At 59.7% G+C, this 25,532-nt stretch carries 27 protein-coding genes and 1 pseudogene; 6 read left to right on the top strand and 22 right to left on the bottom strand.

Annotated features, from left to right (window positions below; translation table 11 throughout):
• Nucleotides 1-228 precede the first annotated feature (228 nt).
• The 3 genes from DU505_RS19460 to DU505_RS19450 form a co-directional block, all read right to left on the bottom strand.
• Entirely contained in the window at nt 229-843 is a 615-nt protein-coding gene (locus tag DU505_RS19460; RefSeq protein ID WP_114480625.1) for a DUF1294 domain-containing protein, read from the bottom strand.
• 370 nt (nt 844-1,213) lie between these two features.
• Nucleotides 1,214-3,415, bottom strand: a complete 2,202-nt coding sequence (gene katG, locus DU505_RS19455; RefSeq protein WP_114480624.1) for a catalase/peroxidase HPI — start codon at nt 3,413-3,415, stop codon at nt 1,214-1,216.
• Between the two features lie 223 nt (nt 3,416-3,638).
• A complete protein-coding gene (locus DU505_RS19450; protein WP_114480623.1) occupies nt 3,639-4,283 on the bottom strand; it encodes a TetR/AcrR family transcriptional regulator in 645 nt (214 codons plus the stop codon).
• Nucleotides 4,284-4,371: 88 nt separating this feature from the next.
• Here DU505_RS19450 and fabF point away from each other — a divergent pair, with 88 nt between their 5' ends.
• Nucleotides 4,372-5,637: a beta-ketoacyl-ACP synthase II gene (fabF, locus tag DU505_RS19445; RefSeq protein WP_114480622.1), complete on the top strand. Its 1,266-nt coding sequence runs from the start codon at nt 4,372-4,374 to the stop codon at nt 5,635-5,637.
• Nucleotides 5,638-5,735: 98 nt separating this feature from the next.
• On the opposite strand, the gene DU505_RS19440 is transcribed toward fabF, so the two are convergent.
• The 4 genes from DU505_RS19440 to gstA are packed head-to-tail and all read right to left on the bottom strand — an operon-like array spanning nt 5,736 to nt 7,983.
• The gene (locus DU505_RS19440; RefSeq protein WP_114480621.1) at nt 5,736-6,740 is read right to left on the bottom strand and encodes an NAD(P)H-dependent flavin oxidoreductase; all 1,005 of its coding nucleotides are present in this window, start codon (nt 6,738-6,740) and stop codon (nt 5,736-5,738) included.
• Nucleotides 6,741-6,765: 25 nt separating this feature from the next.
• Nucleotides 6,766-6,984 carry a tautomerase family protein gene (locus DU505_RS19435; protein ID WP_114480620.1) on the bottom strand — a complete coding sequence of 73 codons (219 nt, stop codon included), beginning with the start codon at nt 6,982-6,984 and terminating at the stop codon, nt 6,766-6,768.
• 16 nt (nt 6,985-7,000) lie between these two features.
• Nucleotides 7,001-7,375 carry a nuclear transport factor 2 family protein gene (locus DU505_RS19430; protein ID WP_114480619.1) on the bottom strand — a complete coding sequence of 125 codons (375 nt, stop codon included), beginning with the start codon at nt 7,373-7,375 and terminating at the stop codon, nt 7,001-7,003.
• Nucleotides 7,372-7,983, bottom strand: a complete 612-nt coding sequence (gene gstA, locus DU505_RS19425; protein ID WP_114480618.1) for a glutathione transferase GstA — start codon at nt 7,981-7,983, stop codon at nt 7,372-7,374. Before gstA ends, DU505_RS19430 begins: the two co-directional genes overlap by 4 nt.
• A 139-nt stretch (nt 7,984-8,122) precedes the next feature.
• On the opposite strand from gstA, the gene DU505_RS19420 reads away from it, so the two are divergent.
• Together DU505_RS19420 and DU505_RS19415 are read left to right on the top strand one after the other, a co-directional pair.
• On the top strand, nt 8,123-9,040 hold the full coding sequence (locus DU505_RS19420) for a LysR family transcriptional regulator (protein WP_114480617.1): 918 nt from the start codon (nt 8,123-8,125) through the stop codon (nt 9,038-9,040).
• Nucleotides 9,041-9,095: 55 nt separating this feature from the next.
• Nucleotides 9,096-9,359 (top strand): annotated as a pseudogene (locus DU505_RS19415) (beta-ketoacyl-ACP synthase II); the annotation flags it as partial.
• A 91-nt stretch (nt 9,360-9,450) separates the two neighbouring features.
• On the opposite strand, the gene DU505_RS19410 reads toward DU505_RS19415, so the two are convergent.
• The 7 genes from DU505_RS19410 to DU505_RS19380 form a co-directional block, all read right to left on the bottom strand.
• Nucleotides 9,451-10,065, bottom strand: a complete 615-nt coding sequence (locus DU505_RS19410) for a DNA-3-methyladenine glycosylase I (RefSeq protein ID WP_114480616.1) — start codon at nt 10,063-10,065, stop codon at nt 9,451-9,453.
• A 31-nt stretch (nt 10,066-10,096) separates the two neighbouring features.
• Nucleotides 10,097-10,384 (bottom strand): YciI family protein, encoded by a 288-nt coding sequence (locus DU505_RS19405; RefSeq protein ID WP_114480615.1) that lies wholly within the window; start codon nt 10,382-10,384, stop codon nt 10,097-10,099.
• Nucleotides 10,385-10,386: 2 nt separating this feature from the next.
• The gene (locus tag DU505_RS19400) at nt 10,387-10,995 is read right to left on the bottom strand and encodes a TetR/AcrR family transcriptional regulator (protein WP_114480614.1); all 609 of its coding nucleotides are present in this window, start codon (nt 10,993-10,995) and stop codon (nt 10,387-10,389) included.
• A gap of 76 nt (nt 10,996-11,071) precedes the next feature.
• Nucleotides 11,072-11,524: a Spy/CpxP family protein refolding chaperone gene (locus DU505_RS19395; RefSeq protein WP_114480613.1), complete on the bottom strand. Its 453-nt coding sequence runs from the start codon at nt 11,522-11,524 to the stop codon at nt 11,072-11,074.
• 227 nt (nt 11,525-11,751) lie between these two features.
• Entirely contained in the window at nt 11,752-12,303 is a 552-nt protein-coding gene (locus tag DU505_RS19390) for a YdeI/OmpD-associated family protein (RefSeq protein WP_114480612.1), read from the bottom strand.
• Between the two features lie 57 nt (nt 12,304-12,360).
• Nucleotides 12,361-13,149, bottom strand: coding sequence for a VOC family protein (locus DU505_RS22640; protein ID WP_181872878.1), 789 nt, complete (start codon nt 13,147-13,149; stop codon nt 12,361-12,363).
• A complete protein-coding gene (locus DU505_RS19380; RefSeq protein ID WP_114480611.1) occupies nt 13,146-13,754 on the bottom strand; it encodes a Crp/Fnr family transcriptional regulator in 609 nt (202 codons plus the stop codon). Before DU505_RS19380 ends, DU505_RS22640 begins: the two co-directional genes overlap by 4 nt.
• Nucleotides 13,755-13,843: 89 nt before the next feature.
• Between DU505_RS19380 and DU505_RS19375 the strand changes: the two genes are divergently transcribed.
• Complete coding sequence (locus DU505_RS19375) at nt 13,844-14,290, top strand: methyltransferase family protein (RefSeq protein ID WP_181872877.1); 447 nt, start codon at nt 13,844-13,846, stop codon at nt 14,288-14,290.
• 64 nt (nt 14,291-14,354) lie between these two features.
• On the opposite strand, the gene DU505_RS19370 is transcribed toward DU505_RS19375, so the two are convergent.
• From DU505_RS19370 to DU505_RS19340, 6 genes are all read right to left on the bottom strand, one after another.
• On the bottom strand, nt 14,355-15,710 hold the full coding sequence (locus DU505_RS19370) for a diguanylate cyclase domain-containing protein (RefSeq protein WP_245948088.1): 1,356 nt from the start codon (nt 15,708-15,710) through the stop codon (nt 14,355-14,357).
• A gap of 300 nt (nt 15,711-16,010) precedes the next feature.
• A complete protein-coding gene (locus DU505_RS19365; RefSeq protein ID WP_114480609.1) occupies nt 16,011-16,658 on the bottom strand; it encodes a glutathione S-transferase family protein in 648 nt (215 codons plus the stop codon).
• Complete coding sequence (locus tag DU505_RS19360) at nt 16,659-17,309, bottom strand: dihydrofolate reductase family protein (RefSeq protein WP_114480608.1); 651 nt, start codon at nt 17,307-17,309, stop codon at nt 16,659-16,661.
• 85 nt (nt 17,310-17,394) lie between these two features.
• On the bottom strand, nt 17,395-18,621 hold the full coding sequence (locus DU505_RS19355; protein ID WP_245948086.1) for a GGDEF domain-containing protein: 1,227 nt from the start codon (nt 18,619-18,621) through the stop codon (nt 17,395-17,397).
• Nucleotides 18,622-18,660: 39 nt separating this feature from the next.
• Complete coding sequence (locus tag DU505_RS19350) at nt 18,661-19,494, bottom strand: ion transporter (RefSeq protein WP_114480606.1); 834 nt, start codon at nt 19,492-19,494, stop codon at nt 18,661-18,663.
• A 434-nt stretch (nt 19,495-19,928) separates the two neighbouring features.
• Nucleotides 19,929-22,121 carry an OsmC domain/YcaO domain-containing protein gene (locus DU505_RS19340; protein WP_114480604.1) on the bottom strand — a complete coding sequence of 731 codons (2,193 nt, stop codon included), beginning with the start codon at nt 22,119-22,121 and terminating at the stop codon, nt 19,929-19,931.
• A 203-nt stretch (nt 22,122-22,324) separates the two neighbouring features.
• On the opposite strand from DU505_RS19340, the gene DU505_RS19335 reads away from it, so the two are divergent.
• Nucleotides 22,325-22,825, top strand: a complete 501-nt coding sequence (locus DU505_RS19335; protein ID WP_114480603.1) for a CIA30 family protein — start codon at nt 22,325-22,327, stop codon at nt 22,823-22,825.
• A gap of 26 nt (nt 22,826-22,851) precedes the next feature.
• On the opposite strand, the gene DU505_RS19330 is transcribed toward DU505_RS19335, so the two are convergent.
• Nucleotides 22,852-23,706: an alpha/beta fold hydrolase gene (locus DU505_RS19330; RefSeq protein WP_114480602.1), complete on the bottom strand. Its 855-nt coding sequence runs from the start codon at nt 23,704-23,706 to the stop codon at nt 22,852-22,854.
• Nucleotides 23,707-23,819: 113 nt separating this feature from the next.
• Here DU505_RS19330 and DU505_RS19325 point away from each other — a divergent pair, with 113 nt between their 5' ends.
• Entirely contained in the window at nt 23,820-24,740 is a 921-nt protein-coding gene (locus DU505_RS19325) for a LysR family transcriptional regulator (RefSeq protein WP_114480601.1), read from the top strand.
• A gap of 44 nt (nt 24,741-24,784) precedes the next feature.
• Here the strand turns inward: DU505_RS19325 and DU505_RS19320 are convergent, their stop codons facing one another.
• The gene (locus DU505_RS19320; RefSeq protein WP_181872876.1) at nt 24,785-25,531 is read right to left on the bottom strand and encodes an SDR family oxidoreductase; all 747 of its coding nucleotides are present in this window, start codon (nt 25,529-25,531) and stop codon (nt 24,785-24,787) included.
• Nucleotide 25,532: the final 1 nt, after the last annotated feature.

The following is a 25,532-nucleotide window of genomic DNA, read 5'->3' as shown; positions in this document are numbered from 1 at the left end:
TAGCACGCTCGTTCACCATCTTGAACGCGGCGGCGCCTTCAAGAATCTTATCTAGACTTCTGCTTCGCACCTAACCCATTGATATTTCACTGGACTAAGAATAGCTAGGCGACCTATGCAGAATTCGCATGCTTGCGGGTTTTGCCGGTACCAATACACTATATGCATATTAATTAATATACAGGGATACAGCCAAGCGCATTACGCGCCACAGCCCGTGTAACTGTGTTAACCAAACCCCAAACCAGCCCAAAGGCTTGCCAGTTCACCCGAATAAATTAGCCACCCTAACACTCCACAATTCACCACCACCCCACACCAAAATATGGCCTGAAACGGCTGCTTCCTGGTTTTGTGCCGAAAAAGCTGCTGCGCCACCAGCGCGCCGGGCCAGCCGCCTATCAAACCTGCGAAGAGCAGAGTGGCTTCTGGTGTGCGCCTTCTGCCCTTCCCTGCTGCGGCTTTGTCGATGCCGTACATGGCGAAGGTGATCACGCTCAGTAGCGCGTATGCCGCCAGGAGCGGCATTGGCATATGCCCTAGAGCGCTCAAGGCTGCCAGAAGCGCGAAAAACGCAGCGGCGATACTGCTTGCCAGCATCAGCCCTCTTGAACGCGGGGATGCATGGCGTGCCGCGTTCAGGTAGATCGCCTTCTGCGCCCTCGGCCTGTTCTGGCTGTCTTGTGTCAGGTGGTAGGTAATCGGCTCGTTGACCGTTGGCCGGCGCCCACCGCTTGGAAAGGCGCTGATGTGGACGAATACGCGGGGGCCGCCTGCGGTCGGCGTAATGAACCCGAAGCCCTTGTCGTCGTTCCACTGTGTGAGCTTGCCGTCATGCCGCATTGGGTTATCTCTAGTTAATCAGGAGCTTGTCAGAATACCATGCGCGGCCGAATCGATTTAAATCCAATAGGTGGCTGGAGATTGTCGGTAAGATTGGTGTTTGTCAGGCGGGGAAATCGGGAGTCGGGGCACGCTACCGCCCCTGCTGGCAGAATGGATGATAATTCGCATCATCATTAGTGCGGCAGTCCCTGCGTATGCTTGGTCGCTAAGCCGTCTACTACAGCTTTTTACCTACCGTAAACAACCGTTACGCTGAGGGCAACGCCAACGAAAGCATGAGGTTGAAATAAATACCCCGAAGGCTGGATACCCAACCTTCGGGGTCATTGTGGAAGCCAGGTCCGCGTTACCGCCGCGGACCTGTCATTCAGCGGTGCAGGTCGAAGCGGTCGTTCTCCATGACCTTGACCCAGCCTTTCACGAAGCGGTCGATCATGCGCTCCTCGCCGCCGTTGGCGGCGTACTCCTCAGCGATGGCGCGTAGCTGCGAGTTGGAGCCGTACACGAGGTCGACGCGGGTGGCGGTCCACTTCTTCTCGCCCGTCTTGCGGTGGCGGCCTTCAAAGCGCTCCTCTTCCTCGTCGAGGGGCTCCCAGACGGTGCCCATGTCGACGAGGTTGACGAAGAAGTCGTTCGTCAGCTGGCCGGGGCGGTCGGTGAAGGTGCCATCGTTGCTGTTGTCACCGACGTTGACGCCGATGGCCCGCATGCCGCCGAGCAGCGCCGTCATCTGCGGTACGCTGAGGTTCAGCATGAAGGCGCGGTCGATCATCAAGTGCTCTGCCGGGATGGAGGTCGCCTGGGGCTGCATGTAGTTGCGGAAGGCATCGTGCCTCGGCTCTAGGTAGGCATGCGCATCGATCTCGGTCATCTCCTGGCTCGCGTCGGTGCGGCCGGGGGAGAACGGAACCGTGATGTGGTGCCCGGCCGCCTTCGCCGCCATCTCGACCCCCACGTTACCGCCCAGCACGATCATGTCCGCCAGCGAAATATTGGCGTCCGAGTCTTCCTTGATTTTATCGAGCCGATCGAGCACCTCGGGCACGCCGGAGCGCACGTTGACGTCCCAGCCAATCTGCGGCTCAAGACGGATGCGCGCGCCGTTGACGCCGCCGCGGTGGTCGGTCTGGCGATAGGTGCAGGCCGCGGCCCAGGCGGTTCCCACCAGCTGCTTGGCGGTCAGGCCGGAGTCGGCGATCTGCTGCTTGAGGGTGGCGATCTGCTGATCGTTGACCAGCGGTCCCTCATGCTTGGGCACCGGGTCCTGCCAGACGAGATCCTCGTTGGGCACCTGTGGGCCGAGGTAGCGGGCTTGCGGACCCATGTCACGGTGCAGCAGCTTGTACCAGGCACGGGCGAACTCGTCGGCGAGCACGTCCGGGTTCTGGTGGAACTCCTTGGCGATCTCGAGATAGGCGGGATCGGTGATCATCGCCATGTCAGCGGTATTCATCACCGGCGGGTTCTTCTTGCCTTCGACGTGGGCATCGGGCACCCAGAACCCCTCCTTCACCTCGACCGGCTCCCACTGATTCGCACCCGCGGGCGACTTCTTGACCTCCCACTGGTGGGCGAAGATGGTGTTGAGGTATGAGTTATCCCACTTGGTCGGCGTCGGGGTCCAGGCGCCTTCGAGGCCGGAGGTGACCGTGTATTCACCCAGGCCGGTCTCGTTCTTGTTGGCCCAGCCGATCCCCTGCTGGTGAATCTTCGCAGCCTCGGGCGCCTCGCCCACTGCGTCGGGCGAGCCGTTGCCGTGCATCTTGCCGAAGGTGTGGCCGCCTACTGTCAGCGCGACGGTCTCGCGGTCGTTCATGCCCATGCGGGCGAAGGTCTCGCGTACGTCCTGGGCGGACTTCATCGCGTCCGGTACGCCGTTGGGGCCCTCCGGGTTGACGTAGATCAGCCCCATCTGGACCGCGGCAAGGGGGTTATCCAGGGTGCGACTGCCGTCCTCCCAGGTGCCGGTATAACGCTCGTCGTTGGTCGAGAGCCACTCGGTCTCGGGGCCCCAGTAGATGTCGTCCTCCGGTGCCCAGATGTCGGCGCGGCCGTAGCCGAAACCGAAGGTGCGAAAGCCCATCGTCTCGAGCGCGCGATTGCCGGCAAGGACCAGCAGGTCGGCCCAGGAGATCTTCTCGCCGTACTTCTGCTTGATCGGCCAGAGCAGCCGGCGGGCCTTGTCCAGGTTGCCGTTGTCGGGCCAGCTGTTGAGCGGCGCGAAGCGCTGGGCGCCGGTGCCGCCGCCACCGCGGCCGTCTACCGCGCGGTAGGTGCCGGCGGCGTGCCACGACATGCGTATGAAGAACGGCCCGTAGTGGCCCCAGTCGGCGGGCCACCACTCCTGCGAGTCGGTCATCAAGGCATCGAGATCGGCGCACAGTTCGTCGACGTTGAGCTGCGAGAACGCCTCGGCATAGCTGAAGTCGGCACCGAACGGGCTGGCGTCGGGGTGCTTCTGGTGCAGTACATTGAGGTTGAGCTGGTCGGGCCACCAGTGTTCGTTGCCCTGCAGACTGGGCGTGGTGCGTGCCCCCCACTCCCGACGTGTAGACTTTTGTTCAGACACGGTCTTCTCCTCGACTGGATGGTGGCCTACAGGAGATTTGAGCCGACGTCGCCGCATCGCCTCATTTTTTGTAAACACCTTCCGACCCTATGCCGAAGGCATTGAGAGTTCCTATAAGCCGTCAGTATCAGTGAAGGATTCAGGACCGAAGCCGTCAAGGCGAAGGGAGGCTTTCGCCTTGATAGGGGCAGGCTATGAGAGCAGCTCAGGCCGGGCTCTGCTCCTACCCCGTGGCATCCAGCATGCTCTCCAGCTCGCTCTCGTTCACACCGAGCATCTGCAGGATGTTGCGCTGGGCGGCGTTGAGGATGTGCTGGCGCTCCTGCTCACCGGGCAGGCTCTTGGCGATGGCCACGGCGCCCACCAGGGAGGCGAGAATGGCGCGGGACTTGTCGGCGATGACCTCGCGGTCGGGTTCGAAGGGCAGTTTCTTCAGGCGGCTGAGGGCGATGAGCCGGGTTTCCAGCATCTTCTTCATGCGCAGGTAGGAGGCTTCGAACAGCGTGCGGACCTCGGCGTTCTCGTTGCCGATCTCGTTGAACAGCACGGTTTCGGGTCCCGGCTTGTGCTTGCGCTCCAGCTCCTGGAGGTTCCAGCAGTTGGCGACCAGCTCGGTCAGGTGCTTTACCGAGAGCGGCCCCTTGACCAGCCTGGCCGCACGGCTGCCGTCCAGGGTTTCCCGCACCGAGGCGTGGTAGAGCGCTTCCTTCGAGGCGAAGTGCGCGTAGAAGGCACCATGGGTCATCTTGGCCAGCTTCATGATCTGGCCGATGGAGACCTTCTCGAAGCCTTTGCGGCTGAACAGCTCGATAGCGGATTTAAGGATGCGTTCCCGCGATTTGGCCTTGTGGTTCGTCGAGTAGGGCATGGCAACCTCTCACTCCGCTGAATATTACCTTGATCATATCAAGCCCAGTGTTAGCGTGGCACAACACCCAGCTGTTCAGGACATTACCATGCAATCACCGCTCGTCATCACCGGCATGGGCATGATCAGCCCCCTCGGTTCCGGCGTCAAGGCAGGCTGGGAGCGCCTTCTTGCCGGCCGCTCCGGCATCTCTCCGATCAATCGCTTCGATACCGGCGAGCTACCGATCAAGGTCGCGGGCTCGGTGCCCGACATCGCCGACGACCCGGAAGCCGGCTTCGATCCGGACCGCGTGGCCGACGCCAAGGAGCGTCGCAAGATAGAGCTGTTCAGCCTCTACGCCATGGCCGCCGCCGAAGAGGCGCTGACCCAGGCCAACTGGTTCCCGTCGAGCGAGGCGGACCAACTGGCCACGGCCACCATCGTGGGCTCCGGCATCGGCGGTTTCCCCACCATCACCCAGGCGCAGAACACCCTGTCGACGCGCGGCCACCGCCGGCTCTCCCCGTTCACCGTGCCGGCCTTCCTGGCCAACCTGGCGGCGGGCAATGTGTCGATTCGCTATGGCTTCCGCGGGCCGCTGGGCTGCCCGGTGACAGCCTGTGCAGCCGGCGTGCAAGCCATCGGTGACGGCATGCGCATGATACGCAGCGGCGAAGCCGACGTTGCCCTGGTGGGCGGTGCCGAGGCCTGTATCGACCCGCTGTCGCTGGCCAGCTTCCATGCCATGAAGGCACTCTCCACCGAGCAGGACGATCCCGCCAGTGCGTCGCGGCCCTTCGACCAGGCCCGCAACGGCTTCGTCATGGGCGAAGGCGCGGGGCTGCTGGTGATCGAAACCCTGGCCCACGCCGAGGCCCGCGGTGCAACGCCCCTGGCCATCCTCAGCGGCTATGGCACCAGTTCCGACGCCCACCACATCACCGCCGGCCCGGAAGACGGCGCGGGTGCCGCGGCAGCCATCCGCTCAGCACTGAGAATGGCGGGGCTGTCTCCCGAAGCGATCGACCACATCAATGCCCACGCCACCTCGACACCGGTCGGTGACCGGGCCGAGATCGCATCGCTGCGCAACGCCTTCGGCGACGCCCTCGCCGGCATCCCGATCTCCGCCACCAAGTCGGCCACCGGCCACCTGCTCGGTGCCGCCGGCGGCGTGGAGAGCATCTTCTCTGCCCTTTCGGTCATGCACGACCGCCTGCCCCCGACCCTGAATCTGGAAAACGCCGACGCGGACCTGCACGACCTGGATATCGTCTCGGGCTCGGCACGCGAGCATCGCACGCAGCATGTGCTGTGCAACGGCTTCGGTTTTGGCGGGGTGAATGCGGCGCTGATCGTGAGCAAGGTGTAGGGGCGGGTTCACTCACGCAGAAAGGGTCGTACCAGCAGCGAAGCCCCGAGCCAGCAGAGACTCGGCCGAGGCCTTGAGACTATGACCACCCCCGTCGGTTACATTCGATAGCGTTCCGGTCGGGTCGAAGGCTGGTCCGAAATTTCCAAGAACTTGGGTGCCGTTTTCAGGCAGTCTTGGGCCTCGCGGACCATGGCGCTGACGATTTTTCTAGCCGGTGCCGTGGCTCGCACCAGATCGACTGCTTCGCCGACGATCACCGCAGCCTCCTGAAAATTCCCCGCCTCTCGAGCCTGGCTGTAGCGAACCTGTTCAGCCGCCAAGTGACGACGGAACGCATCCAGGTCGTTGTGCCAGCGTGCTGTGAAGTCATTGGCCAGCGAACGCAGCTTCCAGTCCCCGGACCAATCGACTCCGCGTGCAAGATCGAATACTGTGCTGCGCAGGGTGTCATCACCAGTAGCCTGAATCATCGCCGACTTCGCTCTAGTGTGGTTTAACCCCTCGTCGCTGGCGCAGAATGCAGTGCCGCAAACCACACCCTGGGCACCTAGCATAAGAGCGGCGGCAAGGCCGCGCCCATCCGCAATACCTCCCGCAGCTAGCACCGGACGATCCGACACGGCATCAACTACTGCAGCCACCAGCGGCAACGTGGCACGAGCCCCACCGTGGCCACCCGCTTCGGTACCCTGCGCCACGATGATGTCCGCTCCATGTGCAGCCGCTTCCTGCGCTCCAGCGAGCGTTTGCACCTGTGCAATGACGCGTGCTCCCGTCCCCTGGATCCGTTGCACGTAAGGCCCGATATCGCCAAAAGAGAGGAATACCGCCTCAGGCTCGTAGGCAAGCACCATTTCGAGAACTTCCGGGTCCTTATCCAGTGCCCAGGTGATCAGACCGACACCGAAAAAGGTTCCCTGAAGCGCATCGAGTTCCTGCCGTATCCAATCACGGTGACAATAACCTCCGCCGAGCAGGCCCAAACCACCCGCTGCGCTGACGGCAGACGTTAGTTGTGAACCGCTGACGCCAGCCATAGGCGCAAGCAGGATAGGGTGCTCAATCCCCAGCAAGGCGGTTATTTGCGTTTTGAGACTCACGTTCGGCTACCTCCACTTAGTGATACTACGTCTTTTCCCGAAACTCAGGAACCGCAAGGCCGCCGATCCCCCAGTTGGGCAGATCGACTTCATCAATGACGACCACCGTGGTTTCAGGGTTTTTGTTCAGCACTCGGGCCAGCAAGTCGGTAACACCCGCGATAAGTTGTGCCTTATGGTCATCGGAAGGGCCGGTTCCGTCTGGGCCTCCCTCGCGTGTCACCTTGATATTGACGTATGGCATTCCATAACCCCCATGGTTACGTGTTGTAGTGAAACACCTTTGTGATGATGGACCATTTTCCATTGTCGAAAAGCAAGGTCAGAAAGTCGTTATAGGCTCGACCCAGCATAGCCACTTCGACCTTTGCGAAGGCCATGCATGGTCCCCCTACTTCAATGGCCACGACCCTACCCTGTCGTTCTTGACCACTCTCGGCGGGCGCAACCCGTTCTTCTAGTAACTGGAAATATTCCGGTACCGAAAGGTTGCAGTAGTCGCCGGCTACCGTATTGATATACCGGGCATCTGAGTGAAACACCTCCTGCAGCATTCCGCTGTCGGCGTAATGGAGCCCGTCCAGATATGCATCAAGCAAGCGCATGATTGCTATATGGGTGGATGGTTGGGTCATTGCTCCGTCAACCCTTCAGCGACCATTGCGGCCTGCACGGCAGGACGAGCCGCTACGCGCTCGACGAAAGATGCCAGATACGGCCAGGATTTCAGATCGATCCCCACAAAGTTCGCCCAGTTGGCGACAACGAAAAGATAGGCGTCCGCCACCGTAAAGCCATCTCCCAATAAGTAAGAGCGATCGTCAGAGAGCAGGGTTTCGATATAATCAAACTTCGTCGCAACGGCATGGGCTGCGTACTCTTTCTGCTTTTCTGTTGTATCGTCACGGAAGAAGGGACCGAAGGCCTTGTGAAGTTCCGACGCGACGTAATTAAGGTGCTCCTGAAGCCGGGCCCGTGGGATGGTGCCGACGTCTGGCGCAAGATTGCTCAGGGGATGGGTGTCTGCAATGAACTGCAGAATCGCGGCCCCTTCGGTGAGCACGTCGGAGCCGATTACCAGCGCGGGTACATAACCCTTCGGGTTTATCGATCGGTAGTCTGTACCGGTTTCCGTCATTTTCCGCTGGGTGTCCACTGCCTCCAGCTGGAACTCTGCGCCAACTTCCCGCAGGGCGATGTGCGACGCCAGAGAGCAAGCACCTGCCTTGTAGAACAATTTCATGTTTTCGACTCCTCGTGGTGTGAGGGCATCAGGCCCGAACACAGCAAGAGTAAGAAATCGAGACATAAAAAAATAATATTGAGTTATGATATGAATGATAATAAAATCAGATCATGTGGGAGGAAGGGGAACATTCACCATGAAACTGGAACAGCTGCGAGTGCTGCAGGCGATCGTGACGGCGGGTACCTTCCGCGGTGCCGCCGCGATACTGCACAAATCTCAACCGGCGCTGAGCCAGATGCTGAAGACGCTCGAGGAAGAGATCGGGTTAACGTTATTGTCTCGCGAAGGCTATCGGCCGACGCTTACTCCGGCGGGGGAAGTCTTCTACCGGCAAGCAAATTTGGTGCTGGAGCAGGTGCAGGAACTCGGCCATCTTGCAGAACAGTTGGCCGCACACCAGGAGCCAAAGGTCGTCCTGGCTGTCACCGCCACTTGCCCACTGGCGCCGCTTTTGGCAGTGGTGAGCAGGATAGGACAATGCTTCCCCGCGACCCACATTCGACTGAGCACTGAAGCTATGGGCGGAGCAGCGGAGCGATTGATGAACGGAGAGGCTGATATAGTCATTTCGACCATGGACGGCCTGTCTGCCGATGCGGTCGAAGCGCTCTCCTACACAACGGTGACTATCGTGCCGGTGGCCCGGCCAGACTATGGTCCTGCCCGCATTCCGGGACAGATCAGTAATGCGCAGATGCGAACCTTTGTCCAGGTCATCCTGGCCGGGACAGGCGATGGCGCATTTGAGCAGAGTCGTGATGTTCTGCCGGACGGATTGCGCTGGACGGTCTCGGATATGGCCGCTAAAAAGGAGGTTATTCTCGCCGGGATGGGGTGGGGTGGCTTGCCGGAGCATCTCGTGAGGGCGGAAATCTTATCTGGAGACTTGGTACCGCTGGATCTGGCAGGCTTCCCTGTACGTTGTTCCCAGCTACACCTAATACGTCAGCGTTCCCGCTCCACCGGAGTCGTCGCGAATACGATATGGGGTGCCTTGCAAACTCCACTCGATATGGATGTACCTCAACCAGCATCGCAAACTGAGCGCTAACGCGGCTACGAGAGACAACTGCCCTACTGTTAAAGCTTGTCCAGCCATGGCCCTGATGGGCAGCATCCCGATCTCCGCCACCAAGTCGGCCACCGGCCACCTGCTCGGCGCCGCCGGCGGCGTGGAGAGCATCTTCTCCGCCCTGTCTGTCATGCACGACCGCCTGCCCCCTACCCTGAACCTGGAGAACGCCGACGAGGACCTGCAGGACCTGGACATCGTTACGGGCTCGGCACGTGAGCATCGCACGCAGCATGTGCTGTGCAACGGCTTCGGTTTTGGCGGGGTGAATGCGGCGCTGATCGTGAGCAAGGTGTAGCGGTCTGTTCGCGCTCTCGCGGTGCTAGAAACGTGAGAGCCCCAAGCCGGCCACTTGGCTCGGGGCACACTGCTGGCGCTTTTCTGCTTAGCTACCCGGCGACAGGCCGTTCGAAAGTCAAACGGGCATGTTCGACCTCGTCACGGACGACACAACCCATTGCGTGGTCGTTGATCAGCCCCATGGCCTGCATAAAGGCGTAAACCGTCGTCGGACCAACGAACTTCCAGCCTTGCTTCTTGAGTGCCTTTGACAGGGCGATCGACTCCGCCGATGTCGATACGCTCTGTGGCTCGACGTCCTGGAGTGGTGCCGGCTCATAGCGCCAGAAGAAGGCCGCAAGAGAGCCTTCCCGCTCAACGAACTCAATGGCACGGCGAGCATTGTTGATGACAGCTTCGATCTTCCCTCGGTGCCGCACGATTCCCGGATCGCCTAGCAAGCGCTCGACGTCGTGATGGTCAAACTGTGCGATGCGGGTAAAGTCGAAGCCATAGAAAGCGGCACGAAAGTTCTCTCGCTTCGCGAGGATCGTGCGCCAGCTCAGACCTGACTGAAATCCCTCGAGGCACAGCTTCTCGAACAAGCGCCGATCATCGCTGACCGGGAACCCCCACTCCGTGTCGTGATACGCGAGAAACTCAGGGGCAACGCTACACCAGCGGCAACGTTGGCGGCCATCGGGACCAGGAATCAGATTTGTCATTTTCTAGTCCTGAGTAAAACAGGTCGGAATGCTAGGAGAGCAAAAACGCTAGCCGCTCATCCGTCTTCGAGGGGCTCACTTCGATGATTTCCTCGCTCACGACACCCTCTGCCACGAACGGATCCTCACTGACACGCTGCTGCAGGTCATCCAGGGAGACATTATGCGCCAGGATGGCTCCACCCTGCTTCGGCTGGATACTGCCCGAAACGAGAAACACACCCTCATCAAAGCCGCGCTCGAGCCATTGCTTGTGGCCCTCCATGAAACGGCCTGCCTCACTCTTGTTGTCCGAAAAGCGGAGAAGTACCAAGTGCATCATCAGCCCCCTTTGTGTGATTGTTCAGTGTGAAGGCGCGGAGATACGCCTGTACTTGTATCTAGCCAATCGAGCAATTGCTCGACCTCAGCATCGACGAATTTCTCGTCTTGATAGGCATTCGCCACGAGAGCGATCCCTTGGCTTCGCGCCAGCAGATGCATCGCGAGAGCATCTGCATCAGCCTCATATCCCAAGGCAGCGAACTGCCTGCCTAGCCAGGTCCGGAACAAGGTCATGACCTCGTTTGCAGCATCGCGCTGGAGATGCTCCAGCTTTGCAAGCTCGGCGCACAGCGTGCCGACCGGGCAGCCGTGTCGCATGATCTTGCCCCGGTTACTGATCAGGATTCGAATGAAGCTGCGGATGCGCTCGTCGGGCTCACTGCTATTGACCTCCCACTGATCGAGCATATTGCGGGTATTGGCAAGACGGCGTTTGATGACTGCCTCCAAGATCTCGTCTTTCGTCTTGAAGTGGTAATAGAAATTACCCCGGGATATGCCAACAGCCTCCGATATGTCCGCAAAAGAGGTCTGCTCGAAGCCTTGCCGATAAAAAAGATCGTCCGCTGAACTGACAATCGATCCACGCGTCAAGTTTGCCTGCATCGAACCCCCTTATGCCTAGCCGAATAGGACACTCGTCCTAACGATAGCAAAAACATAGGACGCTCGTCCTATTCGGTCAAGGTGATTCAAGGATATTTTCAGCAAGCAAGCGGTCGGTGGGTTGCCCCTGGAGACGATAATCGCCACTCCCGTGGCGCCCCAGATGGCTGTAACGCAGAATCTGTTCCTCATCCAGCACCTTGAGCATGTAAAGGTGATATTCGAGGTGGGCCGTTCGCAGTTGCCCCCAGCGCCGAGCCGTCTGATCGGTAAGACGCTCGATCTCCTCGAGCATTGCGCGTCCATCTGCAAAGAGTCGGTCGAGTTCGCGCTCGCTTTCGATCACCTGTTCGCCAAGGCTACTCGGGCGTTCACGCATGCGCTCAAAGACTAGCTCGACTCGCTCTCGCTGCTCTTCGCTCAAGTTCAATGCATCGGCCAGCTCCAGTACGTGCATTGGGCCCGGATGGCCGTTCAACTCCGCTGGCAGGGATAGCTCCATCCCCCTGCCCAGCCTCAGTCCTTCCATTCACTGGCTGCCAGCGCCTTGATTTCCTTGACGGGATATCAGCCCGACCTGCTGTCGACCTGGCAATGCAGGTTCCAGTTCAGCGTGCCGTGGCCGGCCTCGCGCGGCGCCGGAGCGATCTGACCTTCCCAGGCGCCCTGATCACCGGCTGAGGGTGGTGCTGATCACAGATGGCGCCGTGATCGCTGATCGGCAATGTGGGCATGAGGAATCCTGGATAGATTGCCCTATTCCGCCGCTTTGGGCGCGCTTAACGCTTTACTGTAATAGCCTGATGGGTCGAAACAGCAGACTCGCCGCTTACCAGAAGCCAGCATGTCGCATGCATCACTGATTCGTTTCGCTCGCGTTTTCGCCTGTTTGGCTGACGTGATCCAGTGGATCCAGTCCAGGCGCGCGATGGTGGTTGTCTCGTCCCAGACGACACGCGCCTGAGGGGCCAGTGCCAGGGCCTCTGCCAGGTCAGAAGGGACCTCAGGCTCTGGCTCCTCCGCCACCGACATGATCTCAAATGTGGCAATGTCACCGATGTTCGCGTCTATGACGTCGAGTAGCTCCTGGTTTACCCGCAGCCAATGGCTGAGTTGACCGTCCGGCTCAAGGGTGGCTCGAAAGTCATGATCGTTGATAGTGCCCTCTACCGTCGTTCTTCCTCGCCTTGGAAGCTTTTCGCTCGCGCTTTTGGGCAGAATCACGAAAGCCCACGGCGTATCGCCACCCGGCTTGGCCGGGCGAAGCAGCTCAGCCTTGAACTCTGAGCTTGTATCGTTTGTTGCCATTTCGAATCATCCCAAAATGCGCCTAAGAGTCGGCTCCCAGGGAACACATCCCACCCCCTACCTCTGCATCAACGCAAAACATGCCCCCACCGGATCCCGGACAGCCGCAAATACGTCATTCCCTTCATTCCCCGGCGTTGCCTTGATTATCGTCCCCCCTTCTTCCTGTACACGACGGAGGCTTTCGGCGAGGTCGCCCACAGGGAGGTAGATCATCCAGACTGGCGGCAAGCCTACGTTGGCTCCGCGCGCATGACAGATTCCCGCCGCTGGCTTCCCATCGTCACCCAGCATGGAGTAGTCGGCGTACAGCTCGCCCCCGTACTCCATCTCGACGTTCCGCACATCCCACCCAACGACCTGCCGATAGAAGTCTCGGGTTGCAGAGGCGTTGGCGACGGTAAGGTCGAGCCAGTAGATGCCCCCCGCAGTCGCCGAGGCGTCTTGCGATGCCAAAGGCATTGCCTCCGCAGGAACGACCGGGATGATCCCGAATGCCGCCCCGTTCGGATCAAGCAACACGGCCCATTGACTCGTTCCATCGTCGTCTTTGGCATGCATCAGTACGCTGCCGCCCATGTCATGCGCACGCTGTACGCTGACCGCCACGTCGGCGACCTGGATATGCGGCATCCATTGGAGCGGCAGGTGAGCGTAGTCCTCGCTGCGCTCGCCCAAACCGATGATGGGCATGCCCAGGTTGTTCATGAGGTCTTCCTCGCGCCAAAGCGGATGTTCCCCTGTACTGAGAACACGCGAGTAGAAGCGAACCTCTCGCTCGTATTCGGGAACCGCTATGTCGGCGCTGAGGACGCCGCCGACGCGTGGGACAAAGAGATGGTTCATGGTTCGCCTCCGTGCAACCCGCTTCCCGCCTGCCTGCGCTTGATTCGTGCCTTGATTCGGCTGAGGGCAACCGGTGTTATCCGGACATAACCCGCGATGTCTTTTTCCGTCACCCTTTCGACAATGCTGGGGTTGTCGTTGATGAAGCGCATGTAGCGCTCTTCCGCGGAGAGGGTCAACAGGTCGCGCTCTCGCGCTTCCTTACGAAAGCCGTAGATCTCGAAAGCTTGCCTGAGGGTGCGCTGCCATAGCGGATGCCTGTCGCCCAGCTGCTGCAGGATCTTGTAGGGCACCACTTCGACAGATGCCGGGCAGGCCGCCAATGCAGAGAAGCTCGTGCTACCCTCGGGGGCCAAGGCGGCGAGGCTTGCGAAAAACCCACCCTCTTCGGCAAAGGCCTTGACCCAGGCATCACCATCGTAGGTTTCGTAAACCATCTTGATGACGCCGGCTTCCACGAAATAGACGACAGGATGAACAATTCCCACCAAGAACAGACACTCACCGGGCATTAGTGTCTTGCGCCGTAGCGCGGACTCAACAAGGTGCCAGTCCGGTAGCGAATCGCCAGCCAACCGCTCGAGAATCTCTTTTGTAGCGCTCACAGCCCCTCACCACGCATTAACCTGGGTTAACGCTGACCGTTCATCGCCAAGAGATGCTGCTGCAAAAAGCCGCCCTCAGGAGAATGGACATGCGTTTTCTCATCCTGCCACCCGTCGTCCTGGTTGTCACCGCTATCGTCATGGTGCTTCTAAATCAGTATGTTCCGCTCGCGCAATTATGGGAATCGCCTTACCGATGGAGCGGCATCGTCGTGCTGCTCATTGGCCTTGGCATCGCGCAGTGGCATGCACGCCTGTTTCATCGACTGGAAACTAACATCGACACCTTCGGCGAACCCGGCTCGCTGACAAGACAGGGCCTCTTCGCGGTGACGCGCAATCCCATGTATCTGGGCTTCATCATTGCCCTGACGGGGCTCGCTGTCTGCCTCGGCTCTCTTGCCCCCTTCCTGGCAACGCTCTGCTTCGCCTTGCTGGTCAACTTCTGGTACATCCCGGTCGAGGAGCGCAACATGCAACGCAAGTTCGGCCAGGTGTACCTCGATTACAAGGCAGAGGTACGTCGCTGGCTCTAGCCAGCCCCATGGTAGGCCGACCAGAGAGGCTTGAACTTGTTCGGCGCTTTCTATGGCTTAAAGCCTAGGCCGGACATATGTCGGCATGATCGGACGGGTTGAAAAAGCACACCCGGTTCGTCCCGGATTTTTTGGCTTTATACATGGCCCGATCCGCGGCTTCCAGCAGCTCGACAGGAGTGGATGCGTCCTGGGGGTAGAACGTTATCCCAATGCTGACGGAAATCTGAACATGCTGTTGATCAATCTTGAAGGGCCTCGAGAGGGCATTATTGATAGTCTGGGCAACAATCCCGGCACCCTTCCGCTGCCCAGCACCGGTGAGAATGACGGTGAATTCATCGCCCCCCAAACGGGCAACCGTATCGGCCTCCCGTACACAACCAGTGATACGGTCTGCCACCTCTGACAGCAAACGATCCCCTACTTCATGCCCAAACGAATCGTTGACTTCCTTGAACCCATCAAGATCCATGAACAGTACGGCAAGAGAAAGACTGCTGCGCTTTGCATGCTTGACCTCCTGTTCCAGGCGATCCAGAAAAAGACGTCGATTCGGTAGCCCGGTAAGAAGGTCATGATGGGCGTTGTGCCAGATTTTTTCCTCGGCAATCTCCCGCTCGGTAACATCCCGGGAAATGCAGACTGTTGCTTCTGTGTTTTGATACTCGTCCAGCACGGGCGCAAGCAGATACTCGAACCTTTCACCATGCCCAGAAGAAAAGATATGGGACAACTTGCCTCGGTAGGTGGACTGATCAGCAATCACCTTATCCAGGTTTCTCTGGAAGTCTGCGGCGAACGAGAACCCGAGATCAAAGGTAGATTTTCCGATGATCTGCTTGTGCTCCAAAGCAAAAAGATCAGCGGTGGCCTTGTTCGCATAAATAAATCTGCCTTCGAGATCCAGCACGTAAATCGGATCCGGTGATGCCAGCAGAATAGCGCCAAAGAGCCGGGTCTCCATCTCTTTTGCGGTAGCATAATGCTCCAGCGATTCCGCGACGGCCTGGTCGATGGCTTCATGGAATCGGGTAAAGTCTTGCATCTGAAGTTCGGTAATCGTTGGGTGGGCTTTATTCCAGAGTGACACCACGCTCGCACGCAGGGCCCGAAATTCGGAAACTGTCTCCATGACGCTGAAGCCGCTGCTCTGTCGATCAAGCCCATGCACTTCTGCCCATGACTTCTCCCCATCCTCTGACCCAAAGCCTTTCGATTTGGCGGCCTGATCGGATTCGCTCTGATAGGAATCGAGAGCATCGGCAATCACCAGCAGCATGTCTCTGGCGTGATCGCGCAGTCCAGACTTGTCCATATTACTGGCATGAAGGATGGTTTTGGCGAATTCTTCCCAATCCTGAAGAATCTGTTCTATTTCCGACCGAATAAAATCCGCTAATCGCATATCCATTTGCATGATGCTCCTTACAACAAGGGAAGAAATATCCAAAACAGGGATTTATCTTACACGACGTTTTCTCACCAACTCAGTCATAGACTTCCCACCGGGAGAAATTTTGCTTCGGACATCCAGCCTGTTTGCCATGAAATAATTAGCCGGCGACTGACTTTCAGATAAACCAAGCATCTTGTTATCATCAAGAATACTTCATAGTGGATACACTACAAGCCCAAAGAGACAGAAGGCCTTGTCAGAAAAGTGTCTGCGCCAGGCCATGCGGCGTTTAAGATCAGCCGCTTGGCTTCATGACTGTTTTCAAGCAGATTGGTCTGCCGCAGCGAAATGCGCCATCTGGTCCGCATGCGCCTTCACGAAGCACGGCCGAGCCGTGGCGCGCATGACATAGCCACGGCAGGCCGGGTAGCCCGCCAAGCCATCGAACCGGTCGACAAGGCGCAGCACATCCGCCATGGCGATGTCGGCGATGGAAAAACTGCCGGCCAGCCATTCTCGTCCCGCCAGGACAGGCTCCATGTGCTGGAGCCGGGATGCCAGGAAGTTGTCCAGGCTCTTCCGACCGGGTGACTCTTCGGTATCGCCTGTGAACTTGAAGATGGTCCAGGGCAGGCTCGCCATCTCGACGGAGTTGAGCGCCGCGAACAGCCATTCGATGGCTTCGCTCCGCCGCCGGGGATCGGTTGGCAAGAGCAGATCGCTGCGCTCGCCCAGATGCAGCAGAATCGCGCCGCTTTCGAAGATCGAGATATCACCATCGGTGAGCCACGGCACCTGGCCGAAGGGCTGATGGGTGAAGTGCTCGGTCCCTCGCTCACGAAACGGCACGCTCTCGACTCGGTAGGGCAATCCGGCCTCTTCCATCGCCCAGCTCAGGCGTAAATCGCGCACAAACCCCCTAGGCGTTTCGGGGACCCAATCGAAGGTGGTCAGGATCAATTCAGTCATTCAGCCACCCCTCTTGAGGACGATATGGGTAACCCGCTCGCTGGCCACCCTCTCCACACAGTGATAGCCGAGGGCTCGCATGTCGATGCCGGCGAACAGGTGTTCCCCAGAACCGAGCACCACCGGCGTGATGGCAAGATGAAGTTCATCCCCCAGCTGCGCTTGAAGGTACTGTTGAATCGTAGCCACTCCACCGCCGAGGCGCACAGCCCTGCCGTTGGCGGCTTCACGGGCGCGCTCCAGGGCCACATGAATGCCATCCGTGATGAAGTGAAAGGTCGTGCCGCCTGCCATCTCGATGGGATCACGAGCATGTTGCGTCAACACGAAGACAGGCGTGTGAAACGGAGGGTTATCCCCCCACCACCCCTTCCAGCTGTCGTCCAGCCAGGGGCCGCGAACCGGACCGAACATATTACGGCCCATGACCCACGCCCCGATGTTCTCGAAGCCACGGGCCACGAAGTCGTCGTCTACGCCGGTTTCACCGCTTCCCTCGCCCAGAACGGTTCGACGGAACGTCGCGGTCGCAAACTGCCAGTCATGGATCTCCAGGCCTCCGAGGCCAGTCGGGTTCTCCAGGCTCTGCTCAGGGCCGGCGGCATAGCCATCCAGCGACAGGCTGAAACAGGATACGTGCAGCTGACTCATCGTGATCTCCTGGTAGGGCACTATTCACGATCAGTCGTCGAACGACCCTTGAGGATTTCGACATATCGGCTAGGCCGCTCCCCTGTCAGTCCGCAACGATCTGGTCCCGCCCATTTTGCTTGGCTAGGTAGAGCAGTTGATCCGCCTTCTCGACCAGCCAGGCGGGATTGCCGCCTTCCGCAGGAGACGCGGTTGCCACACCCATACTGACGGTGATGTGGTGAGCGGTTTCAGAAGCTTGATGAGAGATAGCCGCATCATTGATCAGCGCCCGAGAGCGCTCCGCCACCAGCAGTGCAGCTTCACGATCTGTCTCCGGCAAGACGAGCGCGAACTCCTCCCCACCGAAGCGCCCTAGCACATCACGTGGACGCAGGGACGCGGAATCCAGAATCTGCGTCACTCGCCGCAGGCAGTCGTCGCCGGCGAGATGGCCGTAGCGGTCGTTGTACTGCTTGAAGAAGTCGATATCCAGCATGATGAATGACAGCGGCTGGCCGCTGCGCTGGGCACTCGCCCACTCTACCTCCAGCACGGAGTCGAGCAAGCGCCGGTTGGCCACACCGGTGAGGCCATCCTGATACGAGAGTTCCTCGAGTTCCCGTTGCAGCCGCAGCAGCTTCTCTTCGTTTTTCTTGCGCTCGCTGATATCGAACATGAAGCCGACCAGTGCCTCCACTTCGCCCTTGTCATTGCGCACCACGTGCACGACATCGCGAATCCACACGTAGTTGCCTTCCGCCGTCAGTGCGCGATAGTCGGCCTCGTGGTCGACACCCGCCTTCGACTGCGCAACGCAGAAATCCACGACCCAGCTACGATCCTCCGGGTGCATGCGCTCTACCCAGTCGTCGATGCCGACCCAACTGCTCTGGGACCACCCCAGCAAACGCTCGATCTGAGGCCCGATATAGGCGAAACGCAATGTTGCCCAGTCGATCTTCCAGGGAATCGCCTTGGTCGACTCCAGTAGCGTTTTATAAACGGCGGTGTCTACACCTATCTCAGTGGCGTCGTCACTCATGGCTTCATGGTCCCAAAATTCTGGTATGGGCGTCCGTGCAGGATCGAACCTTGCATCCAACCGACACTGCGACAGCATGGCTGAATTCAAAGCAACAATACCACCATCAGCGTCGCATGGGGCCTCGGAAAGCCGCTGACCGCCTTCCTGGAGCACTGCACTGGAGAACCTACCTGCTCCATCGTCCATGATCATCTGCCATGGCTTTTTTATTCTCGTTCCAATCAAAAATACAACGGACTCTCCCACTATTTGAGCCCTCATACGCTCATTGTATAACTTGCTCATCCTGGCACTCCACGTGACCTGGAGGGTAAATGCCCGTAGTCACAACTCCGGCGGTTGTCTCGACAGAGCGCGAATATCATCGCGTAAGGCCATCACCTCATCGCGGAGCATATCCAACTGTTCGGCTCCTGCCAGTTCAGCGTCGATACTCTCGGCGTCGCGGCCGACGAAGAAAGTGGCAAGTGCCGCTGTCACGTAGCCGAAGATACCGAAGGCGTACAGCGCCAGAAAAACGCACAGTACGCGCCCCTCGGCCGTCTGCGGCCAGTACTGCGAGCCCATCGTCGTCATGATCATAGAAGTCCACCATAGCGACTCGCCGTAGCTGCTCGGGCCGCCGGGTGCCTCGCTCTCGAAAGCGTATATCCCTGCCGCGCCGGCGAATGTGACCAACACTGTGAGGGTGATCACATATCCGAAGCCACGTCGGCTCAGGCTCGCCCCCAGTGCCTTCATCCCGCGGTTCAGCGAACTGACGACGCGGAACAGACGCAACCCCCGCCCTAACCTGGCCATGCGGAGTAGTCGGAAGATACGATAGACGCGGAAGATACGCAGTGCTGGGATCAACAGCGAAATAGCGGTCAACCAGTTACCCTTGAGGTAAACGACCTTGTCCGGGGCCAGGAACAACTTCACAGAAAAATCGAAAATGAAGACGACCCATATAGCCGTGCCGAGAAAATAGAACAACTGACTCTCGCCCCAAACCAGCTCCACGACCAACAGCACCAGCCACAGGAACGCGAGAACTATCATCGGCGTTTCCAGCCAGTCCTCCAGGCGCTGTAGCAGCTCGTATCGTTGCCGTTTCAGCTCCTCCACGTCCACTGCCTCCGCATCAGGATTTCTGCTCGCGTCTCCGTCGCTCATCTAACCCCCAAGCTACTGAAATTTTGGAAATATTAAGCATAGTGGACGGCACGCTTTTTCAAACCCTCGGTCGATATTTTCCAGGATCCGTCCTTACCCCTGTCGATAGACAAGAAACTGGCGCTGGAACTTCCCGCAGGTCTCCGGACGTCCTTGGTTACCTTCAGGCTACGCCAGCCCCAGGTAAGCCATGGCTGCTTTATCGAGGCATTGGCTTTGCAGTTTCCGCGCTTCACATAATAGTAGTCATGCTGGCCATGCATGCCGGACAGGTTTTGGTTCATCGCTCCTTGCCGGGAAGCGCAAGCGTCGTACCGGGACGTCGAGCTCCGCCCGTTTCACGCGACCCATGGAGAACCCAAAGAAACGCCCCGAGCCAGTGAACTGAACTGGCCCGGGGCGTATTCGTACTTCCGATGTGGCGCCTGTCAGGCTTACAGCGCCACCCCTGCCCTGGCGGCGCGGTGAGCGTGCAACTTCCTGTAGCTTTCGATCAGGCGCTGGTGCTTCTCCAGGCCTTCCAGCGCCATGCTGGTGGGTGTAAGGCCGTGGAAGCGAACCTCGCCCATCACCGAACCGACCACGGCCGCCATGGTCTCTTCGCCGAACATGCGCCGGAGATTGTAGAGGAAGTCGCCCAGCTCCAGCTCGTCATCGAGGAGAATCTCAAGCACCGCATTCACCGCACGGTAGAAGAGCCCGCGCTCCACGGTGTTGTCGTTGTACTGCAGGAACATCTCGACCCGCTCGAGGGCCTCTTCATGCTGCTGCAGGGCCAGGTTGATCAGCAGCTTCAGCTCCAGAACGGTGAGCTGCCCCCAGTCGGTGTTCTCGTCGAACTCGATGCCGATCAGGGTGATGATGTCCATGTGGTCGTCGAGCTGGCTCTCTTCCAGCCGTTCCAGCAGGTCGGTCAGCTGCTCGTCATTCAAGGCGTGGAGGTTGAGGATGTCCTCGCGGTAGTCCAGGGCCATGTTGGTGTTGTCCCAGATGAGATCATCCACCGGGTACACCTCGGAGTAGCCCGGCACCAGGATACGGCACACCGGCGCACCCAGGTCCTCATGCACGGCCATGTACACTTCCTTGCCCATCTCATCGAGGATACCGAACAGGGTGGCCGCTTCCTCCTCGTTGCTGCCGGAGAAGCCCCACTCGCAGAACTTGTACTCCGACCTGGCACTGAAGAATCGCCAGGAAAGCAGCCCCGAGGAGTCGATGAAGTGCTCGACGAAGTTGTTCGGCTCGGTCACGGCCATGGTATTGAAGGTCGGCGGCATGAAATCGTTCAGGCCCTCGAAGCTTCGGCCTTGCAGCAGCTCGGTGAGGCTGCGCTCCAGCGCCACCTCGAAGCTGGGGTGCGCGCCGAAAGAGGCGAAGACGCCGCCGGTGCGCGGGTTCATCAGCGTCACGCACATGACAGGGAACTGGCCGCCCAGGGAGGCGTCCTTGACCAGCACCGGAAAGCCCTGCGCCTCCAGCGCCTGGATGCCTTCGAGTATGGCGGGATACCTGGCCAGCACTTGCTGGGGGACGTCGGGCAGGGCGATCTCTTCCTCGATGATCTGCTTCTTCACCGCCCGCTCGAAGATCTCCGAGAGGCACTGCACCTGCGCCTCCTGCAGCGTGTTGCCGGCACTCATGCCGTTGCTGAGGTAGAGGTTCTCGATCAGGTTCGAGGGGAAGTAGACTGTCTCGCCATCCGATCGACGCACAAAAGGCAAGGCGACAATGCCGCGCTCTACCTTGCCGGAGTTGGTGTCGATCAGGTTCGAGCCGCCCAGCTCGCCATCCGGGTTGTAGATCGCGAGGCAATGGTCATCGAGCATGCCTTCGGGCAGCTCGTCGTTCGGCCCGGGCTGGAACCACTTCTCGTTCGGGTAGTGGACGAACTCGCTGTTCGCGATTTCCTCGCCGAAGAACTGGTCGTTGTAGAAGAAGTTGCAGCTCAGGCGTTCGATGAACTCGCCAAGCGCCGAACAGAGTGCGCTCTCCTTGGTGGCGCCCTTGCCGTTGGTGAAACACATGGGGGATGCGGCATCGCGGATGTGCAGCGACCACACGTGGGGCACGATGTTGCGCCAGGAGGCGATCTCGATCTTCATGCCCAGGTCGGCCAGCATGGCCGACATGTTGGCGATTGTCTGCTCCAGCGGCAGGTCCTTGCCCTCGATCCAGGTGTAGGCAGCCTCGTCGGGCTTGGCCATCAACAGGGCCTGGGCGTCCTCGTCCAGGTTCTCCACCGTCTCGATCTGGAAGTCGGGGCCGGTCTGCACCACTTTCTTGACGGTGCAGCGGTCGATGGAGCGCAGGATGCCTTCGCGGTCCTTCTCGGAGATGTCTTCCGGCAGCTCGACCTGGATCTTGAAGATCTGGTTGTAGCGGTTCTCCGGGTCGACGATATTGTTCTGGGAGAGCCGAATGTTCTCAGTGGGGATGTCGCGCGCCAGGCAGTAGACCCGAACGAAGTAGGCCGCGCACAGCGCCGAGGACGCCAGGAAGTAATCAAAGGGGCTTGGCGCCGAGCCGTCGCCCTTGTAGCGAATGGGCTGGTCGGTGATGACGGTGAAATCGTCAAACTTGGCTTCAAGCCTGAGATTTTCGAGAAAATTGACTTTGATTTCCATTAACAGGGTACCAGGCGTTAAAACTTGGGAAGAGGGGTGGGCATGGAGGGCGCAGAGAGGTGCGCAGGCTGCTGCCGTATGGGCGTGATGGTATCACCTGTCAATCGGCCGCTGAAAGCGAACCCATCAGCCTGGCCTGGCAACGGTAGCCTATCGCCGTCATGCTGAGGGATGCAGACACGCAACCTGGGCCAGGAGGCACGATGCCAACACTGATCGATTTCAGCGCCAGGGATGAAGCGGCACGCTGGCGCGCCATCAACGATACGGTCATGGGTGGGGGATCTCGAGGCGCCATGCACGCAGAAGGTGCCCTGGGCGTCTTCTCGGGAGAGCTTTTGCTGACCCACGGCGGCGGCTTCGCCTCGGTACGCCGCGAGCCAGAGCCCATGCGGTTGTCTGGCTACCAAGGCGTGACCGTAGAGGCGCGTGGCGACGGTCGCAAGTACCAGCTGCGCCTTTACAGCAATCAGCTGATCGACGGTGCCGCCTATCGTGCCGTATTTCAGCCCCTCGTCGGTGAGTGGCAGCGCATCGCCCTGCCCTGGGGCACATTCGAGGCGGTATTTCGTGGGCGCCTGCTTGAGAATGCCCCGCCGCTGGCACCTGACGAAATCCAACAGCTCGGACTGTTGATTGCCGATCGCCGCGACGGGGCCTTCCGGCTGGAAGTAGCGAATATTGAAACGCTGGAAGCCAGCTAGGCTAACCGAGTGGCATCAGTGAGAAGTCAGTAGCCACGCAAAAAGTCCAAGACCGCCACCATGAACTTCGTTGGGCACTCGATGTGAGTCATATGTGCCGCTGGCATGACCAACAGTCGGGCACCGGGGATGGTGGCGGCCATCGCATCGCTGTGGCTAGCGGTAGTGACGGGATCGTGCTCGCCGGCGATGATGAGCGTCGGACTCGTGATGAGCGCAATGGTGCGCCGCATATCGAAATCGCGCACGGCTGCAAAGGAGCCGGCCAGGCCCTGACGATCCGTGGCCAGCAGTGTGGAATGAAACGGTTCTACATCGGGCCTCACTGGCTCCAGCATTCTCGCCGGGAACCAGTTGCGCAGGAACCTCTCAGCGGTTTCCTGCATGTCATCTGCCTTTAGCACGGCGGCAATGGCTTCGTCCCACTGATTGGCAGGCCCCAGGTATGAGGCGGTGTTACTCAGGATCAGGCGGTCGATGCGCTCCGGCGCATGAATGCCGAGCCACTGGCCAACGAACCCGCCCAGCGAGAGCCCCAGGAAGTGAGCGCGTTCGACACCCAGACTGTCCAGCAGCTCCAGCACATCCCTGCCAAGCCGATCGATGGAGTAGGCACCGATCGGCACGTCCGACTCACCGTGCCCACGCATGTCGTAACGCACCACGCGGAAATGATCGGCCAGCGCGGGTACCTGCTGGTCCCACATGCCCAGGTCGGTGGCAATGGAGTTGGAAAGCACGAGTATGGGGTTTTCGGCAGCACCATCAATGCGATAAGCAATGCGTACTCCATCGCCCGTGGTGAAGTGTGAGCGTGCGCCATAAGCGGCTGTTGCCAAACTGGCCTTGCCGCTGGTGGAAGATTCCAGCAGGTGAGACATATCGAACTCCTGAGGCAAGTTGCCTTGGTGGTGAGTGACAGTTCGATAGTAGTTGCGGTTGTTATAAGAAAAATATTACATAGTTTAAAACATCTCTGTTAACCAGGCTGACAATGAACAGATTCACGCTGCACGAACTGCACTGCTTCGTCGCCGTGGTCGATGAGGGCGGCTTTCAGGCCGCGGCAGCCGTACTCAACCGCTCCCATGCCGCTGTCTTTGCTGCGCTGGCCAAGCTCGAGCGCCAGTTCGGCATCGCCCTGCTGGACCGGAGCGGCTACCGAGTACGGCCTACGGAAGCTGGGCTGTCGCTCTATCGGCGTGCCCAGTCGCTGTTGCGCGATGCGGAAGCGCTATCCCTTAATGCCCATCAGATGGCCATGGGCAAAGAAACCCACCTCAACGTCGTGATCGGCGATCTGTGCCCTCGCTCCAAGCTCCTTGGGTTGCTCAGCCGATTCTTTGCCGAACACCCCAACACCCGCCTGCAGCTTCACTACGAAGCGGTTACCGGGCCCTGGGAGCGGTTGCTGAACGGCGAGGCCGACCTGATTCTGCACCGGATTGACAAGAGCGACTTGCAGTTGGAGTGGATCAATCTCGGCACCATCCCATTGGTACCGGTCGTTGCACCAGGTTTCCTGCCCTTTCCCATTACGAATGAGATCACGCCGGTGCAGATGCACGAGCTGACCCAATGCGTGCTGCGTGACACGGCGCAGCACACCGAGCCCCGCAATTACTACGTGGTAGGGGGCCCTTCTCAGTGCAGCGTGGCTGATCATGAGATGAAGAAGGATTTCATTCTGCAAGGCATGGCCTGGGGCCACCTGCCACGCTTCATGATCGAGGAGGAATTACGCGACGGCCGCCTGCTGTCCATCGCCGGGCGGCACTTCCCCGGTGCTAGCGAGGAACTGGTCGCAGGGCGTCGACGCGACCGCACCCACGGGCCCATTGCCGAGTTATTGTGGAAGTATCTGGAAACTCAGGCACCTGCACTAAAGCTTGAGATCGACAACGCAGTGGCCTGACGTCCCATGGGAGGCTTGTGCACCGAGCGGCGGCTCGTCGCCGATTATCGCCCACCCGCCACATCCAGCAGCGCCCCGGTCGAGTAGGAGGCCTCGTCGGAAAGCAGCCAGAGGATGGCACGGGCGACCTCGTCGGCCTGGCCGCCGCGCTGCATGGGTACGGAAGATTTCACGCGCTCGACGCGGTCGGGCTCGCCACCGCTGGCGTGGATCTCGGTGTAGATCACTCCGGGGCGGACGGCATTGACGCGAATGCCCTCGGCAGCGACCTCCTTGGCAAGGCCGATGGTAAAGCTGTCGATGGCGCCCTTGGCCGCGGCGTAGTCGACGTACTCGTTGGGCGCGCCTAGCTTTGATGCGATGGAGGAGACGTTGACGATCGCGCCGCCCTTGCCGCCGTGCCGGGTCGACATGCGGCGAATGGCCTCACGAGCACAGAGAAAGCTGCCGATCACGTTGGCCGTCACCACCCGGCCCAGGCGGGCGGCGTCCATTTTCTCGACGCGCATTTGCGCTTCCAGAATGCCGGCGTTGTTGACCAACGCCGTGACCGGGCCAAGCTTCTCGTCGACTTTTTCGAAGAGCCGCACCACGTCGGCCTCGGAGCCGACATCGCCCGGCACGGCGATCGCCTCGCCGCCAGCACTGGTGATCGCTTCGACCACCGCCATTGCAGCGACTTCGTTATGACGATAGTTGACGCAAACGGCGTAGCCGCTGGCGGCACCCAGGCGCGCGGTGGCAGCGCCGATGCCACGGCTCCCGCCGGTAATCACCAGAATCTTTTTCAAT

The organism is Billgrantia montanilacus, assembly GCF_003336675.1.
GTDB lineage: Bacteria > Pseudomonadota > Gammaproteobacteria > Pseudomonadales > Halomonadaceae > Halomonas > Halomonas montanilacus.
This window is presented reverse-complemented; position numbering and strand designations above follow the sequence as displayed.

Coding starts and splice junctions, on each gene's coding strand:
- DU505_RS19335 (WP_114480603.1), top strand. CDS start 22,325: ATGCCAACACTGATCGATTTCAGCGCCAGGGATGAAGCGGCACGCTGG.
- DU505_RS19370 (WP_245948088.1), bottom strand. CDS start 15,710: ATGCAAATGGATATGCGATTAGCGGATTTTATTCGGTCGGAAATAGAA.
- DU505_RS19365 (WP_114480609.1), bottom strand. CDS start 16,658: ATGACTGAATTGATCCTGACCACCTTCGATTGGGTCCCCGAAACGCCT.
- DU505_RS19395 (WP_114480613.1), bottom strand. CDS start 11,524: ATGGAAGGACTGAGGCTGGGCAGGGGGATGGAGCTATCCCTGCCAGCG.
- DU505_RS19350 (WP_114480606.1), bottom strand. CDS start 19,494: ATGAGCGACGGAGACGCGAGCAGAAATCCTGATGCGGAGGCAGTGGAC.
- DU505_RS19430 (WP_114480619.1), bottom strand. CDS start 7,375: ATGACCCAACCATCCACCCATATAGCAATCATGCGCTTGCTTGATGCA.
- DU505_RS19360 (WP_114480608.1), bottom strand. CDS start 17,309: ATGAGTCAGCTGCACGTATCCTGTTTCAGCCTGTCGCTGGATGGCTAT.
- gstA (WP_114480618.1), bottom strand. CDS start 7,983: ATGAAATTGTTCTACAAGGCAGGTGCTTGCTCTCTGGCGTCGCACATC.
- DU505_RS19410 (WP_114480616.1), bottom strand. CDS start 10,065: ATGACAAATCTGATTCCTGGTCCCGATGGCCGCCAACGTTGCCGCTGG.
- DU505_RS19355 (WP_245948086.1), bottom strand. CDS start 18,621: ATGAGCAAGTTATACAATGAGCGTATGAGGGCTCAAATAGTGGGAGAG.
- DU505_RS22640 (WP_181872878.1), bottom strand. CDS start 13,149: ATGAACCATCTCTTTGTCCCACGCGTCGGCGGCGTCCTCAGCGCCGAC.
- DU505_RS19450 (WP_114480623.1), bottom strand. CDS start 4,283: ATGCCCTACTCGACGAACCACAAGGCCAAATCGCGGGAACGCATCCTT.
- DU505_RS19400 (WP_114480614.1), bottom strand. CDS start 10,995: ATGCAGGCAAACTTGACGCGTGGATCGATTGTCAGTTCAGCGGACGAT.
- DU505_RS19420 (WP_114480617.1), top strand. CDS start 8,123: ATGAAACTGGAACAGCTGCGAGTGCTGCAGGCGATCGTGACGGCGGGT.
- DU505_RS19325 (WP_114480601.1), top strand. CDS start 23,820: ATGAACAGATTCACGCTGCACGAACTGCACTGCTTCGTCGCCGTGGTC.
- DU505_RS19405 (WP_114480615.1), bottom strand. CDS start 10,384: ATGCACTTGGTACTTCTCCGCTTTTCGGACAACAAGAGTGAGGCAGGC.
- fabF (WP_114480622.1), top strand. CDS start 4,372: ATGCAATCACCGCTCGTCATCACCGGCATGGGCATGATCAGCCCCCTC.
- DU505_RS19390 (WP_114480612.1), bottom strand. CDS start 12,303: ATGGCAACAAACGATACAAGCTCAGAGTTCAAGGCTGAGCTGCTTCGC.
- DU505_RS19330 (WP_114480602.1), bottom strand. CDS start 23,706: ATGTCTCACCTGCTGGAATCTTCCACCAGCGGCAAGGCCAGTTTGGCA.
- DU505_RS19375 (WP_181872877.1), top strand. CDS start 13,844: ATGCGTTTTCTCATCCTGCCACCCGTCGTCCTGGTTGTCACCGCTATC.
- DU505_RS19340 (WP_114480604.1), bottom strand. CDS start 22,121: ATGGAAATCAAAGTCAATTTTCTCGAAAATCTCAGGCTTGAAGCCAAG.
- DU505_RS19460 (WP_114480625.1), bottom strand. CDS start 843: ATGCGGCATGACGGCAAGCTCACACAGTGGAACGACGACAAGGGCTTC.
- DU505_RS19435 (WP_114480620.1), bottom strand. CDS start 6,984: ATGCCATACGTCAATATCAAGGTGACACGCGAGGGAGGCCCAGACGGA.